We start from the raw sequence: 15,474 nt of genomic DNA on the forward strand, positions 1-15,474 counted from the left end.
ATGGACTACTAATCGGAAGCCGACCGACGCGCGTCCAGTGGGAACCTATGAGTAACGCACCCATGTCCGAATTCGAGCGGGCGAGAGTCGCGCTCGGCTATGTTCCGCCCGACGACCGCGACACGTGGCGTCAGGTGGGGATGGCGCTCAAGGCCGAGTTTGGCGAGGAGGGCTTCGCCCTCTGGAACGAATGGAGCCAAGGCGCGCAGAACTACAACGGCAAGGACGCGCGCGATGTGTGGAAGTCGTTCAAAGGCGGCAAGATCACCATCAACACGCTGTTTCACCTTGCCAAGCAAGGTGGCTTCGATCCGCGTGCGCATCGAGCCAAGCCCGTCGATCCAGCGGAACGCGAGCGGCAGAAGGCCGAACGCGCGGCCCGCGAGGCGGCCGAGCTGGCCGAACTGACCGAGAAGCAGCAAGCCGCATCGGCCCTCGCTGAATCGATCTGGTCGGCGGCCGAGCCCGCGCCGGCCGATCATCCGTATCTCGTTCGCAAGCGCATCCCGGTCGACGCGCTGCGCGTCTATCGCGGCAGTTTGTGCATCGGCACGGCCGCATGCGACGGAGCACTGGTCATCCCGGCACGTGACGCGGACGGCAAGCTATGGACGCTGGAGTTCGTCCTGACGGACGGCCAGAAACGCTATCTGCCGAACGGCCGCAAGGCGGGCTGCTTCTCGTTGATCGGCGGGCCGCTATCTTCCGCTCCGTCGACGGTACTGATTGGCGAGGGCTACGCCACGTGCGCGACGCTCGCGGCCGCGACCGGCTATCCGGCCGCTGTCGCGTTCGACGCCGGCAACCTGTACGCGGTCGCGACGGCGCTGCGCGGCCAGTATCCGGACGCCCGCATCGTCGTGTGCGCCGACGACGACCACACGACGAAGGGCAATCCGGGCGTGACGAAGGCTCGCGCGGCGGCCGAGGCCGTCGCCGGCATCGTCGCCGTGCCCGACTTCGGCTCAAACCGTCCTCCGGCCGGCACCGACTTCAACGACCTGGCTGCGCATGTCGGCCCGGATGCGGTAGCCGCCGCCGTGCGCGCTGCGCTCGCACCGGCCGGCTCAGCGGATGCCGGCAGGGGCAAGGCCGCTCCAGCCGTCGCGAAGCCCGCCAAGCGCCCGAAAACGGCCCGCGCGCAGGACGGCAAGTCGCGGTTCGTCGTCGACGACAAGGGCGTGTGGTTTCACGGCTTCAACAATCAGGGCGATCCGCTGCCGCCGCATTGGGTCAGCACGCGTATCGACGTGATTGCGGAGACGCGAAACGAGATGAACAGCGAGTGGGGCTACCTGCTCGAATTCACGGACCGCGACGGCATCCTGAAACGGTGGGCGGTGCCGGCCGGCCTCTTTGCCGGCGACGGCACGGAGCTGCGCCGTATGCTGCTCGATATGGGCGTGAAGCTCGGCGTCACGCAGATCGCCCGCACGCAGATCGCGAACTATGTGCAGATGGCGCAGCCGGACGAGCGCGTGCGCTGCGTGCCGCGCGTCGGCTGGCATCACGGCGCGTTCGTGCTGCCGGATCGCGTCATCGGCACCGGCAAAGAGGCGCTGATCTATCAGGCCGACACGCCGATCCAGAGCCAGTTCAAGGAGCGCGGGACGCTGGACGACTGGCAACGCGAGGTCGCGGCCTACTGCGTTGGCAATAGCCGGCTGCTGTTCTGCGTCGCTACCGCCTTCGCTGGTCCGCTGCTGCACTTCTCCGGGCTTCAGTCGGGCGGTTTCCACCTGCTCGGCACGACGTCCAAGGGCAAGTCGACGGGCGGCGTCATCGCCGCGTCCGTGTTCGGCTCGCCGGACTACGTGCGGAGCTGGAAGGCGACCGACAACGCGCTCGAAGCCGTCGCCACGCAGCATAGCGACGCGCTGCTGATCCTCGACGAAATCGGACAGGTCGAGCCGCGCTTGGTCGGCGATGTGATCTACATGCTCGCGAACGAGTCGGGCAAGGCCCGCGCGTCACGTAGCGGCTCGGCAAAGCCGGTTCTCACGTGGCGGCTGCTGTTCCTGTCGAACGGCGAAAAGAGCGTGTCCGCGCTGATGGCCGAGGGCAACAAGCCCATGAAAGGCGGTATCGAGGTGCGCTTGCCGGCGATCCCGGCCGAGGTCGGCGAAATGGGCGTCGTCGAGAAACTGCACGGCTTCCCGACGCCGGCCGCGTTGATCGAGCATCTAGAGCGGCACGCCGGCATGCACTACGGCACGGCCGGCCCCGCGTTCATCGAGTGGGCGTCGTCGCAGGCCGGCGAGCTGGCCGAGCATCTGCGCATGCGCGTCGACGAGCTGGTCGGGCAATGGGTGCCGGACGGCTCGCATTCGCAGGTCGCGCGCGTCGCCAAGCGGTTCTGCCTCGTTGCGGTGGCCGGCGAGTTGGCGACGGCGCACGGCCTGACCGGCTGGCCGCAGGGCGAAGCGGTCGAGGCTGCGCGTCGCTGCTTCGAAGGCTGGCTCGAACTGCGCGGCGGCACCGGCAACTCGGACGAAGCCGAAGCCGTGCGGCAGGTGCAGCATTTCCTCGCCGCGCATGGCGACAACCGTTTCGTGTGGATGAACCGGGCGCAGGACGACCATCGGCCGAACGTGCCGCATCGAGCGGGCTTCAAGCAGCACGTGAAACGCGACGAGCGGCGAACGCCCATCGCCTCCGATCGCGAGTATTACGCCGAGTTCGGCGGCAAGATGAGCGCCGACGATGCGGAAAGCGTCGAGACGGAATACCTGATCGAAGCGGCCGTGTTCCGCAAGGACGTGTGCGCCGGCTTCGATCACAAGATCGTCGCCAAGGCATTGATGAAGCGGGGCGTGCTGATGCCGCGTAGTGACGGCTATCCGTACCGGCAGGAATACATCCCCGGTCACGGCAAGTTCATGGTCTACCGTGTGCTGCCGTCGATCTTCACGCTTGAGCTGTGAAATGCGCCGCCGCCGTCCGGGAGGGCGGTGGCGGGCATTCCTTTGCGCGGCATTTTTGGCCCGTGCGTCAAAGTTACTTTGAGCGATCCGCTCCAGACGGAACCGGGCCGGCGATGGCCGCGAATCTTGCCGTAGCCGTAACAATCCAGCCCGGTTTATCTCCAGTATCTCCAGCGTTCTCCAAATCGTTTGGAGACACACGAAGCCTTACCCCACAAGGCTTTGCGGCCGATTCAGGCGTTTATCTCCAAATCTCCAACTCGTTTTGCACTGAGCGGGCAGGCGTCGACCGTCTGCGTCGACCACGAAGCCAGACGGGACGCGGCTCTCCGGGATTCCAAGGGCATCGACGACGTGTTTTCGAGGGGGGTGTCCGCGACGCGCCCCGATCGCACATTGTTGCGCCGACCGCAAGTGTCGGGGGGGCGGAAAGCGGGGGACCCTGCGTCTAGGGCAAAGACGCGGGGGCTCACACCCGCGTGTTTTTCCTACTCTCGGCGCGCCTAAGGGGGGTCATATTCATACCGACATGCACGGGACCGACAGTGCGGTGCCAACTCTGAAAAATCGGTGGGAGGCGCGCCGCAAGGGGGTCATACGCGTGGCGGCACGGGTCTATCTTGCCGCCGCGATCGGGATGATTTCCGCCCCGGCTTTGAGCTTGTCGAGGTAGTCCGCCCACTGTTGCATCATCGAACGTCGTGCCTTGATGAATTTTGTTCGGTTGTACGCCCGCCCAAGGCTGTCAGGGACGGTATGCGCTAGTTGGTGCTCGATCACTTCCGGCTTTTCCTCCAACTCTTCATGCAGGATCGTCCGTGCCATTGCCCGGAAGCCGTGACCCGTAATCTCGGTGCGAGTGTCGTAGCCGAGCCGACGAAGGGCTGCATTGATAGCGGCCTCGCTCATCGGCCGATTTCGGTCGCGAGCACCGGGGAACACGTAGACGCCTTCGCCAGTCAGGGCGTGAAGCTCGCGCAAAATCGTGACAGCCTGCGCGGCCAGCGGAACAAGGTGATCCGTTTTCGTTTTGTTGACGAAATAGCGCCATTCGCCTTTGTCGAGGTCGAATTGCGCCCATTCTGCCTTCCGCAACTCGCCCGGCCTAACGAACAGCATCGGGGCTAGCTTGAGCGCGCAGAGAACCGGGAACGTGCCGGTGAAGCCGTCGAACGCGCGAAGCATCTCGCCCACTTTCTCCGGCTCAGTGATCGAGGCAAAGTGTGTTGTCTGCGCGGGCGGGATTGCATCTACCAGATCGCGGGCCGGATCGGCCTTGCAGTGCCCCTCTTTGATGCCGTAGCGGAATACCCGGCTAATCTCGCTGCGGATGCGATGGGCGGTAAATCTGGCTCCACGCCCGTCTACGCGCTTCAGCACGGCCAGTATCTCCGGGGCGTCGATTTCAGCGATAGGGCGCTTGCCGAGCCATGGGAATACATCGTTCTCCATGCGGGCGAGCGTCTTGGCATGCTGCGCTGGCTCCACGGTCGTCTTGCGCTCGGCCATCCAGCCACGGGCGACAACCTCAAACGAATGGGCGGCCGCGAGCAGGCTGGCCCTTTTTTCCGCCTTCTTCGCTTCACCCGGATCGATGCCGGCAGCGAGCTTTTCGCGGGCTTCGTCGCGCTTCTTCCGCGCGGTCGCCAATGTAACTTCCGGGTAGACGCCGAGCGAGTAGCGCTTTTCCTTGCCCCCAAATCGGTATTTGAGGCGCCACCACTTGCCCCCGCTCGGGGCGATTTCCAGATAAAGGCCGCCTCCGTCGAACAGGCGCACGGGCTTGTCGGCAGGCTTGGCGTTCCGGATGGCTGTATCGGTTAATGGCACGGGGGCAACTCCTAACAGGTAAGGCAATTTCGGTTGGGTTGCCCCCCAATGTTGCCCCCGCTTGCCCCCGGCTGTCTACGCACCACACGGCACTTTGCCGGAATGAAAAAACCCGCGAAGCCTTGTGCTGTCGCGGGTTTTGGGACTTCCGGGAATTTCCCGGAACTATGTCATGGTGCCCAGGGCCGGAATCGAACCGGCACGCCTTGCGGCGGGGGATTTTGAGTCCCCTGCGTCTACCAATTTCACCACCTGGGCTTGATCCTGGCCGCGCATGGTCGTACGCGGCGAAACGCGAATTATGGCGGAAAACCGGATGCCGGGCAAGCTGCCCGGCATCCGCACGCAAGTCACTGGCTCAGGTAGACGAAGCGACCCTGCTTCACGACGCCCATCACGCTCGCGCGCTGATCGAGCCCGACGTGATCCTTGTCGCTCGTATTGACGACGCCGTTCGGCACGACGAGTTCGTGCGCGCGTTCGAGCTCGCGGCGCAGCGCCGTGCGGAACGCGGGCGTGCCGGGCTGCGCGGTTTTCAACGCACGGCCGACCGCATCGGCCAGGCGCGGGTACACGCCCGCCGCGTCGCCCGCGAACTGCGTGACCGTGCCGGCGCCGTACTTCGCCTCGTACGCGTCGACGAACGCGAGCGCGGCCTGGCGGGCCGGATGGTCGGCCGGCAGCGTGCGCGCGACGACGACCGGCTGGGTCGGGAACAGCGTCCCGTCGACGTCCTTGCCGCCCAGCTTGATGAATTCCGGCGTCGCGATCCCGTGGGTCTGGTAGACGGGCCCCTTGTAGCCGCGCTCGATCAGCGTGCGCTGCGGCAGCACGGCCGGCGTGCCCGAGCCCGCGATCAGGATCGCATCGGGCTTCGCCGCGATGAGCTTCAGCGCCTGGCCCGTGACGCTCGCGTCGGTGCGGTTGAAGCGCTCGGTCGCGACCACGCGAATCTTGCGCAGCTCCGCGAAGCGCGTGAATTCGTTGAGCCAGCTGTCGCCGTAGCTGTCGGCGAAGCCGATGAAGCCGACCGTCTTCACGCCGTGGTTGGCCATGTAGCGCGTCATCACGTCGGCCATCGCGCGGTCGCCCTGCGCCATCTTGAACGCCCAGGTCCGCGCGCCTTCCTGCGGCTCGACGATCGCGCCGGAGCCGACCAGCGTGATCATCGGCGTCTGCGCGGCGGCCACCGCGTCGAGCGCCGCGAGCGCGGCCGGCGTGATGTTCGGCCCGACCACGACGTCGACGTGATCCTCGTCGACCAGCTTGCGGATGTTGCGCACCGCGTTGCCCGGGTCGGACGCGTCGTCGAGCACCGTGACCTGCACGGGCTGCCCGGCGATCGTCTTCGGCCACATCAGGATCGCGTTCTTGCTCGTGATGCCGATCGCGGCGGCCGGGCCGGTGGACGACAGGTCGACGCCGACCTTCAGGTCGGCATGCGCGGCCGCGCAGGCCAGCACGAGGGCGGCGCCGGCGGCGCGGCGCAACGAGGCGGGAAGCCGTGGCAGGGCGGGAAGCGTCATGCGGGAATCTCCGTCGGGCAGCAAAAAGGGGCGCGATATGCGCCCCTGTGTTTATACACGCGGGCTCGAGAAAACGCCGGGCCGCCCCGGGTTCTGCCGAGCCCCTCGGGGCCTGGGCGCGCTTACAGCTCGTACGATTCGGATTCGCCCTTGAGCGCCTGTTCGATCAGCTTGCGGTTCAGCGTCGGCGACAGCAGCTCGACCAGCGTATACACATAGCTGCGCAGGTAGGCGCCCTGCTTGAGCGCGACGCGCGTCACGTTGCTGCCGAACAGGTGGCCGACCGGAATCAGCCGCAGGCCGCGGTCGCGCTCGGGATTGAACGCGATGTCGGCCATGATGCCGACGCCGAGTCCGAGCTCGACATAGGTCTTGATCACGTCGGCGTCGATCGCCTCGAGCACGATGTCCGGCGACAGCCCGCGCAGCGCGAATGCATGGTTGATCTTCTTGCGGCCCGCGAACGCGTCGTCGTACGTGATCAGCGGGTACTGGGCGAGATCGTCCAGCGTGACCGGCTTGCGTTCGAGCAGCGGGTGGTCGGCCGGCACGACGGCCGCATGATGCCACTGGAAGCAGGGTAGCGACACGAGCTCCTTGTAGTCGGAGATCGCCTCGGTCGCGATCGCGAGATCGGCCTGGTCGTGAATCACCATCTCGGCCACCTGCGTCGGGCTGCCCTGCAGGATCGACAGGTGAACCTTCGGGAAGCGCTTCTTGAATTCGGCGATCGCGGCCGGCAGCGAGTAGCGGGCCTGCGTGTGGGTCGCCGCGATGGTCAGGTTGCCCTGATCCTGCGCCGCATAATCTTTTCCGACCCTTTTCAGACTTTCCACTTCCTGCAGGATCCGCTCGACCGACGCGAGGATGATCCGCCCCGGCTCGGTGAGCGAGCGCACGCGCTTGCCGTGCCGCGTGAAGATTTCGACGCCCAGCTCGTCCTCGAGCTCGATGATCGCCTTCGATACCCCCGGCTGCGACGTGTAGAGCGCCTTGGCGGCCTCGGTGAGGTTGAAATTCTGCCGGACGGCCTCGCGCACGAAGCGAAATTGGTGCAGGTTCATTTATAACCCTTCCGCATATCAACAGAATTTTTTAGTCGTTTGAAATATAAGGCGAGTTTATTACGATTCACCGGAGTTTTTCAAATATGGATATCTGTTTTCGTCATTAGCAATCCAGCCGGCAGCGGTTGGCGGCGGTGACGACGGAACGGAGATTCGGGCGCGACGTGGCTAGGACGTCGCGCGGTCACCACGAAAACCCTGGGGTCCCCGAATGTATCAGTACGACCAATACGACCAGACGATCGTCGACGAACGCGTCGCGCAGTACCGCGATCAGGTGCGCCGCCGGCTGTCGGGCGAGTTGAGCGAAGACGAGTTCCGTCCGCTGCGTCTGCAGAACGGCCTGTACATGCAGCGCCACGCGTACATGCACCGCATCGCGATTCCGTACGGCAACCTGCGCAGCGACCAGCTGCGGATGCTCGCGCGCATCGCCCGCGAGCACGACCGCGGCTACGGCCACTTCTCGACGCGCTCGAACATCCAGTTCAACTGGATCCAGCTCGAGGACACGCCCGAGATCCTCGCGAAGCTCGCGTCGGTGCAGATGCATGGCATCCAGACGTCGGGCAACTGCATCCGCAACATCACGGCCGACCAGTTCGCCGGCGTCGCGCAGGACGAAGAGATCGATCCGCGCCCGTGGGCCGAGATCCTGCGCCAGTGGTCGACGTTCCATCCCGAATTCGCGTGGCTGCCGCGCAAGTTCAAGATCGCGGTGTCGGGTTCGAAGCATGACCGCGCGGCCGTGCAGATCCACGACCTCGGCGTGTACCTGAAGAAGAACGCGCAGGGCGAGGTGGTCGCGAGCATTCTCGCGGGCGGCGGCCTCGGTCGTACGCCGATCGTCGGCGCGGTGATCAAGGAAGACCTGCCGTGGCAGCACCTGCTCACCTACTGCGAAGCCGTGCTGCGCGTGTACAACCGCTATGGCCGCCGCGACAACCTGTACAAGGCGCGGATCAAGATCCTCGTGAAGGCGCTGTCGCCGGCGAAGTTCGCGCAGCAGGTCGAGGAAGAGTGGCAGCACCTGAAGGACGGCCCGTCGACGCTCACGCAGGCCGAACTCGACCGCGTGTCGCAGTACTTCCAGCCGCCCGTCTACGAGAAGCTGGCCGACACCGACGCGTCGTTCGAACAGCACCTGCTCGAGAACAAGGCGTTCGCGCGCTGGGTCGAGCGTAACGTCGCGCCGCACAAGGTGCCGGGCTATGCGGCCGTCACGCTGTCGCTGAAGGATCACCGCGTGGCGCCGGGCGACGCGACCGACGCGCAGATGGATCTGGTCGCCGACTGGGCCGACGCGTACTCGTTCGGCGAGCTGCGCGTGTCGCACGAGCAGAACCTGATTCTCGCGAACGTGAAGAAGCGCGACCTGTTCGCGCTGTGGGAAAAGGCGAAGGCGGCCGGTTTCGCGACGCCGAACATCGGCCTGCTGACCGACATCATCGCGTGCCCGGGCGGCGACTTCTGCTCGCTCGCGAACGCGAAGTCGATCCCGATCGCGCTGGCGATCCAGCAGCGTTTCGACGATCTCGACTACGTGTACGACCTCGGCGACCTGTCGCTGAACATTTCCGGTTGCATGAACTCGTGCGGTCACCACCACGTCGGCAACATCGGCATCCTCGGCGTCGACAAGGACGGCGCCGAGTGGTACCAGGTGTCGCTCGGCGGCGAGCAGGGCACGGGCCGCAACGGCGCGCGCCTCGGCCGCGTGATCGGGCCGTCGTTCTCGGCGGAAGAAGTGCCCGACGTGATCGCGAAGCTGATCGATACGTTCGTCGAGGCACGCATCGACGGCGAGCGCTTCGTCGATACGTACGATCGCATCGGCATCGCGCCGTTCAAGGAGCGCGTGTATGCGGCGCGCCAGGCAGTGAACGCGTAACCAACCGGGTAGAAGGAATTTGCAGATGGCTTCGATTATCAAGAACCGCGCAGTGATCGACGACGCATGGCAGGTCGTGCGCGCGGCGGAAGACGGTACGCTGCCCGCGGTCGACGCATTGCCGGCCGGCAAGGTGCTGGTGCCGTTCGCGTTGTGGCAGGCCGAGCGCGCGGCGCTCGTCGCCGCGAAGACGAAGGACGAACTCGGCGTGTGGCTCGCGCCGGATAGCGAACCGGCCGATCTCGTGGCCGACTTCGGCGCGATCTCGCTGATCGCCGTCGACTTCCCGCGCTTCGCGGACGGCCGCGGCTACAGCATCGCGCGCCTGCTGCGCGAGCGGCATGGCTGGACCGGCGAGCTGCGCGCGATCGGCGACGTGCTGCGCGACCAGTTGCTGTACATGTCGCGTTGCGGCTTCGACGCATTCGCGGTGCGGGCCGACAAGGACATCCACGACGCGCTGAACGCGTTCACGGAATTCACGCAGCGTTACCAGGGCGCGTTCGACGAGCCGGCGCCGCTGTTCCGCCGCCGCGCGGCCGCGGCCGACACCAAGGTGAGCGCATGAGCACCGCGACCGCCACCGCGCTGACGCCGGAACTCGCCGCGAAGGTCGAGCGCCTCGACGCGCTGCTCGCGCGCATCGGCGAGCGTCACGACAAGGTGAAGTTCGCGAGCAGCCTCGCCGCGGAAGACATGCTGCTCACGCACGCGATCCTGTCGAAGGGCGTGCCGATCGGCATCTTCTCGCTGAACACGGGCCGCCTGCACGCGGAAACGCTCGGCATGATCGACCGCGTGCGCGAGCGCTACGGCTACGAGATCGAGCAGTTCCACCCGCGGCAGGACGCGGTCGACCAGTATGTGGCCGAGCACGGCCTGAACGCGTTCTACGAGAGCGTCGAGCTGCGCAAGTCGTGCTGCCATATCCGCAAGGTCGAGCCGCTGAACCGCGCGCTGGCCGACGTCGGCGCGTGGGTGACGGGCCAGCGTCGCGAGCAGTCGGTCACGCGCGCGGAGCTGCACGAGGAAGAACAGGACGAAGCGCGCGGGATCGCGAAGTACAACCCGCTCGCCGACTGGACGGAAGCCGACGTGTGGGCGTACCTTGACGCGTTCGACGTGCCGGTCAACCCGCTGCATGCGCGCGGCTATCCGAGCATCGGCTGCGAGCCGTGCACGCGGGCGATCCGCCCCGGCGAGGACAGCCGCGCGGGCCGCTGGTGGTGGGAGTCGCGCGACACGAAGGAATGCGGGCTGCACGTCACGACGATCACGCCGATTCCCGCGAATGCCGACGCCGGCGCCGCGCACTGAAAGCCGACAAGAAACCGAATATTGCGCCGCCCGCGACAGCGGGCGGCACGAACCCAGAAGAGAAGGACTGAAATCATGAGCACGACGCTCGAGCAATCCGCCTTTGCCCCGCCCGCCGGCGCCGACAGCCGCATGGGCCACCTCGACTGGCTCGAAGCCGAGTCGATCCACATCCTGCGCGAACTCGTGGCCGAATGCAGCAAGCCGGCGCTGTTGTTCTCGGGCGGCAAGGATTCGGTCGTCGTGCTGCATCTGGCGCTGAAGGCGTTCGGCCTCGGCGCGAACCGCAAGACGACGCTGCCGTTCCCGCTCGTGCATATCGACACGGGCCACAACTACGAGGAAGTGATCGACTTCCGCGACCGCCGTGCGCAGGAGCTCGGCGCCGAGCTCGTGGTCGGCCACGTCGAGGATTCGATCAAGCGCGGCACGGTCGTGCTGCGCCGCGAGACCGATTCGCGCAATGCCGCGCAGGCCGTCACGCTGCTCGAGACGATCGAGCAGCACGGTTACACGGCGCTGATCGGCGGCGCGCGCCGCGACGAAGAGAAGGCGCGTGCGAAGGAGCGCATCTTCTCGTTCCGCGACGAATTCGGCCAGTGGGATCCGAAAGCCCAGCGCCCGGAACTGTGGAGCCTGTACAACGCGCGCCTGCACAAGGGCGAGCATCTGCGCGTGTTCCCGATCTCGAACTGGACCGAACTCGACGTGTGGCAGTACATCGCGCGCGAGAACCTCGAACTGCCGTCGATCTACTACGCGCACCAGCGCGAGATCGTGCGCCGCAACGGGCTGCTCGTGCCGGTCACGCCGCTCACGCCGATGCGTGACGGCGAGACGAGCGAGCTCGCGCAGGTGCGCTTCCGCACGGTCGGCGACATCAGCTGCACGTGCCCGGTCGAGAGCGACGCGGACGACGTCGAGAAGATCATCGCCGAGACGGCGGTGACCGAGATCACCGAGCGCGGCGCGACCCGGATGGACGATCAGGCGTCCGAAGCCGCGATGGAACAGCGCAAGAAGCAAGGTTATTTCTGAAGCACACGAGGACATTCACATCATGAGCATCATCGAGAACACCGAAGACCTCGGCGTGCTGCGCTTCATCACCGCGGGCAGCGTCGACGACGGCAAGAGCACGCTGATCGGCCGCCTGCTGTACGACAGCAAGGCCGTGCTGTCCGACCAGCTGTCCGCGCTGTCGCGCGCGAAGAACAAGCGCACGGTCGGCGACGAACTCGACCTCGCGCTGCTGACCGACGGCCTCGAAGCCGAGCGCGAGCAGGGCATCACGATCGACGTCGCGTACCGCTACTTCGCGACCGCGAAGCGCAAATTCATCATCGCCGACACGCCGGGGCACGAGCAGTACACGCGCAACATGGTCACGGGCGCGTCGACCGCGCACGCGGCGATCATCCTGATCGACGCGACGCGCGTGACGATCGAGAACGGCGTCGCCGATCTGCTGCCGCAGACCAAGCGCCACAGCGCGATCGTCAAGCTGCTCGGGCTGCAGCACGTGATCGTCGCGATCAACAAGATGGACCTCGTCGACTACAGCGAGGCGCGCTTCAACGAGATCCGCGATGCGTACGTCGCGCTCGCGAAGCAGCTCGGCCTGACCGACGTGCGCTTCGTGCCGGTGTCGGCGCTCAAGGGCGACAACATCGTCGGCGCGAGCGAGCGCATGCCGTGGTACGCGGGCGAGCCGCTCCTCGACGTGCTCGAGTCGCTGCCGGTCGAGACGCAGGCGCATGACGCGCTGCGCTTCCCGGTGCAGTGGGTCGCGCGCCAGGACGGCAGCTCGGCCGACGATTTCCGCGGCTACATGGGCCGGATCGAGTCGGGCGAAGTGAAGGTCGGCGATACGATCGTCGTGCTGCCGTCGAACCGCACCGCGACGGTCGCCGAGATCATCGCACCGGTGCCGGGCGGCACCGCGGCCGTGCCGCATGCATTCGCGGGGCAGACGGTGACGATTCGCGTCGAGGAAGACGTCGACGTGTCGCGCGGCGACATGTTCGTCACGACCGCCGAGCCGGTCGAGCCGGCGAAGAAGCTCGAGGCCGACCTGTGCTGGTTCGACGAGGCGCCGCTGTCGCCGCAGCGCAAGTACCTGCTGAAGCAGACCACCAGCACGGTGTTCGCGAAGATCGGCGCGGTCAAGCAGGTGCTCGACGTGCATACGCTGTCGCACGCGACCGACCGTCAGGAACTGAAGATGAACGACATCGGCCGCGTGGCGCTGACGCTGCAGAAGCCGATCGTTTGCGACACGTACGATGCGCATCCCGGTACGGGCGCGTTCGTGCTGATCGACGAGGCGACGCATCACACGGTCGCCGCCGGCATGATCCGGGCGTTCTCGGCATAACGCGCATGAGCGGCATGACCGGCGTTCAGCGCCGCCCACGCGGCGGCGCGCGCCGGCCGGCATCCGCATGAGCACGACTAGCGAAGCGACAAACATGGGCAAGGTGTATCTGATCGGAGCAGGGCCGGGCGCCGCGGACCTCATCACGGTGCGCGGCATGCGGCTGCTCGAGCAGGCCGACGTGGTGCTGCACGACGCGCTCGTCGAGCCGGCGATGCTCGACTACGCGCCGAACGCGCGCAAGATCGCCGTCGGCAAGCGTTGCGGGCAGCGCTCGACCGCGCAGCATTTCATCAACAAGCAGATCGTCGATGCGGCGCGCGAGCATGCATGCGTCGTGCGGCTGAAGGGCGGCGATCCGATGCTGTTCGGCCGCGCGGAAGAGGAAATGCGCGCGCTCGAGGCGGCAGGCATCGACTACGAGGTCGTGCCGGGCATCACCGCGGCGCTGGCCGGCGCGGCGACGCTGAAGCGGTCTCTGACGCTGCGCGGCGTGTCGCGCAGCGTCGCGTTCGCGACGCACAGCCGCGCACCGGGCAGCGACGAGATCCGCGAGGCCGCGCGCGCCGATTCGATCGTCTACTACATGGGCCGCGACAGCGCGCCCGGCATCGCACAGCAGCTGATTGACGCGGGCCGTGCACCCGCGACGCCGGTCGCGATCGTCGAGGCGTGCAGCACCGCGCGCGAGCGCACGCTGACGCTGACGCTCGCGCAGATGGCCGCGGGCGACGCGCAGGCGTGGCTCGACCCGGCCGAACCGAGCCTGCTGATGATCGGCGATGCGTTCGCCGAACGCGTACGGATCGCGAAAGAGGGCGACGCGTTGCGCAATGCCGCTTGAGTCGGCGGAGTGGTCCGCGTGACAGGCGATGCGGCGATGGGTCCGATAGGTGAAAAAAAAGCGCTGGCTACCGAAGCCAGCGCTTTTTTGTTTGGGCTCGCCGCTACGGCTCGCCGCTACGGCTCGCCGCTTCGCTCACGCGTCGCGATCGATCTGGTCGACGCAATAGCGCGCGACCGCGTCGAGCACGCCGTCGTCTTCGCCGACGGCTGTCGCGCAGCGGATGTCGACGCCCGGATGCGCGGCGCGGCATGCGTCGACGAGTTGCGGCAGATCGCGGCGCACGTGGCCGCCCTGGCCGAAAAAGACCGGCACCACGGTGATGCGCGTGCAGCCGGCCGCGGCTTGCGCGGCCACGGCCTCACCGAGCGACGGCGTCATCAGTTCGAGGAACGCGAGCGACACCTGCGTGGCGGGGGAGCCGGCGCCGCGCAGCCGCGCGGCGAGCCGCTCGAACGGCTCGGCCCAGCGCGGATCGCGGGCGCCGTGGCCGAACAGGACGATACCGTGCGAATGCATGTCGAAGCCTCCGTCGCGACGCGGCGCTCAGTGCCGGTCGACCCACTTGAGCGCGAACAGGCCGAGCGCGAGATAGATGAGGCCCGGCGTCGCGGCGGTCAGCGGCGCGGGCCACGTGTTCAGCGTGCCGATGTGCGAGAACAGCGTGTTGAGCAGCTGGAAGCTCATGCCGAGCATGATGCCGCCGAACACCTTCACGCCGACCACGCCGGCCCGCGTGTGCAGGTACGCGAACGGCAGCGACAGCACGAGCATCACGAACACCGCGAACGGATACAGCAGCTTGCGCCACAGCGCGATGTCGTAGCGCTGCGTGTCCTGCTGGTTCTCGCGCAAGTGCTGGATGTAGCGGAACAGGTTGATGATCGACATGCGCTCCGGCGACACGAGCAGCACCGACAGAATCTGCGGCGTCAGGTCGGACCGCAGCCGGTATTCGGGCAGCGACACCTGCTGCGACCGGTACACGGGGTTCAGCGCATCGGCCGGCTGGCCGCTGACCGGCTTGATCGGCGTCAGCTCGGTTTCGGTCACGCCCGTCAGCAGCCAGTGGCCAGGCGGCTCGTAGCGGCCGGTCTGCGCGATCCGCACGTTCTGCAGCTGGAATTTCGAATCGAATTCGTAGATGCGCACGTTGCTGATCGTCGAATCGGGCGACAGGCTGCCGACGTTGACGAAGCGCGTGACCTGCTCGCCGTTCTCGCGGGCCGCGAGCGTGTCCTTCACCCACACGCCCGACTGGAAGTTCGACGACACCGACGCGCCGAGCGCCTGCAGCCGCACGCGCTCGGACAATTGATCCGCGTACGGCCCGACGAATTCGCCGATCAGGTAGGTGACGATCACGAGCGGCACGCCGATCTTCAGCAGCGAGCGCAGCGCCTGGTTGGTCGCGAGGCCCGACACGCGGAAGATCGTGAATTCCGAGTTCGCGGCCATCTGCGCGAACACGTAGATCGCGCTGATCAGCGCGGCGACCGGGATGATCTCGTAGAAGCGCGACGGCGTCTGCAGCGCGACGCGCAGCACCGCGTAGCCGAACTTGTAGTTGCCGTGCCCGACCGAGTTCAGCTCGCTGATCAGGTCGAAGAAGAAGAACAGGCCGGAGAACGCGAACAGGATGAAGATGAACGTGACGTAGATCTGCCGCGCGAAGTACTTTTCATAGAGCCGCATCGA

Annotated in this window: 12 protein-coding genes and 1 tRNA gene; 7 read left to right on the forward strand and 6 right to left on the reverse strand. The window is 66.6% G+C overall.

Features of this window, described 5'->3' with window-relative positions:
• The first annotated feature begins 62 nt into the window (after nucleotides 1-62).
• Entirely contained in the window at nucleotides 63-2,924 is a 2,862-nt protein-coding gene (locus KPB06_RS11645) for a DUF927 domain-containing protein (RefSeq protein ID WP_179231739.1), read from the forward strand.
• A 615-nt stretch (nucleotides 2,925-3,539) separates the two neighbouring features.
• Here KPB06_RS11645 and KPB06_RS11650 read toward each other — a convergent pair.
• From KPB06_RS11650 to KPB06_RS11665, 4 genes are all read right to left on the reverse strand, one after another.
• Nucleotides 3,540-4,754: a tyrosine-type recombinase/integrase gene (locus KPB06_RS11650; RefSeq protein WP_089446242.1), complete on the reverse strand. Its 1,215-nt coding sequence runs from the start codon at nucleotides 4,752-4,754 to the stop codon at nucleotides 3,540-3,542.
• 173 nt (nucleotides 4,755-4,927) lie between these two features.
• A tRNA-Leu gene (locus KPB06_RS11655) sits at nucleotides 4,928-5,012 on the reverse strand.
• Between the two features lie 92 nt (nucleotides 5,013-5,104).
• Complete coding sequence (locus KPB06_RS11660) at nucleotides 5,105-6,280, reverse strand: ABC transporter substrate-binding protein (RefSeq protein ID WP_089465065.1); 1,176 nt, start codon at nucleotides 6,278-6,280, stop codon at nucleotides 5,105-5,107.
• A gap of 122 nt (nucleotides 6,281-6,402) precedes the next feature.
• Entirely contained in the window at nucleotides 6,403-7,344 is a 942-nt protein-coding gene (locus tag KPB06_RS11665; protein WP_027785173.1) for a CysB family HTH-type transcriptional regulator, read from the reverse strand.
• Nucleotides 7,345-7,558: 214 nt separating this feature from the next.
• Here KPB06_RS11665 and KPB06_RS11670 point away from each other — a divergent pair, with 214 nt between their 5' ends.
• The 6 genes from KPB06_RS11670 to cobA all read left to right on the forward strand — a co-directional run bounded on the left by KPB06_RS11670 (nucleotide 7,559) and on the right by cobA (nucleotide 13,776).
• Nucleotides 7,559-9,238 carry a nitrite/sulfite reductase gene (locus KPB06_RS11670; protein ID WP_059576781.1) on the forward strand — a complete coding sequence of 560 codons (1,680 nt, stop codon included), beginning with the start codon at nucleotides 7,559-7,561 and terminating at the stop codon, nucleotides 9,236-9,238.
• A gap of 25 nt (nucleotides 9,239-9,263) precedes the next feature.
• Nucleotides 9,264-9,806 (forward strand): DUF934 domain-containing protein, encoded by a 543-nt coding sequence (locus KPB06_RS11675; RefSeq protein ID WP_059576779.1) that lies wholly within the window; start codon nucleotides 9,264-9,266, stop codon nucleotides 9,804-9,806.
• Nucleotides 9,803-10,555, forward strand: coding sequence for a phosphoadenylyl-sulfate reductase (locus KPB06_RS11680; RefSeq protein WP_059646263.1), 753 nt, complete (start codon nucleotides 9,803-9,805; stop codon nucleotides 10,553-10,555). Before KPB06_RS11675 ends, KPB06_RS11680 begins: the two co-directional genes overlap by 4 nt.
• Nucleotides 10,556-10,630: 75 nt before the next feature.
• Nucleotides 10,631-11,593 carry a sulfate adenylyltransferase subunit CysD gene (cysD, locus tag KPB06_RS11685; RefSeq protein ID WP_059576774.1) on the forward strand — a complete coding sequence of 321 codons (963 nt, stop codon included), beginning with the start codon at nucleotides 10,631-10,633 and terminating at the stop codon, nucleotides 11,591-11,593.
• A gap of 22 nt (nucleotides 11,594-11,615) precedes the next feature.
• A complete protein-coding gene (locus KPB06_RS11690; RefSeq protein ID WP_059576771.1) occupies nucleotides 11,616-12,932 on the forward strand; it encodes a sulfate adenylyltransferase subunit 1 in 1,317 nt (438 codons plus the stop codon).
• A 94-nt stretch (nucleotides 12,933-13,026) separates the two neighbouring features.
• The gene (gene cobA, locus KPB06_RS11695; protein WP_059576768.1) at nucleotides 13,027-13,776 is read left to right on the forward strand and encodes a uroporphyrinogen-III C-methyltransferase; all 750 of its coding nucleotides are present in this window, start codon (nucleotides 13,027-13,029) and stop codon (nucleotides 13,774-13,776) included.
• Between the two features lie 135 nt (nucleotides 13,777-13,911).
• On the opposite strand, the gene KPB06_RS11700 is transcribed toward cobA, so the two are convergent.
• Together KPB06_RS11700 and lptG are read right to left on the reverse strand one after the other, a co-directional pair.
• Nucleotides 13,912-14,295, reverse strand: a complete 384-nt coding sequence (locus KPB06_RS11700; protein WP_059576764.1) for a sirohydrochlorin chelatase — start codon at nucleotides 14,293-14,295, stop codon at nucleotides 13,912-13,914.
• A gap of 27 nt (nucleotides 14,296-14,322) precedes the next feature.
• Nucleotides 14,323-15,471 carry an LPS export ABC transporter permease LptG gene (gene lptG, locus KPB06_RS11705; RefSeq protein ID WP_059576762.1) on the reverse strand — a complete coding sequence of 383 codons (1,149 nt, stop codon included), beginning with the start codon at nucleotides 15,469-15,471 and terminating at the stop codon, nucleotides 14,323-14,325.
• Between the last annotated feature and the right edge of the window lie 3 nt (nucleotides 15,472-15,474).

The organism is Burkholderia semiarida (assembly GCF_029268935.1).
Classification (GTDB): Bacteria; Pseudomonadota; Gammaproteobacteria; order Burkholderiales; family Burkholderiaceae; genus Burkholderia; species Burkholderia semiarida.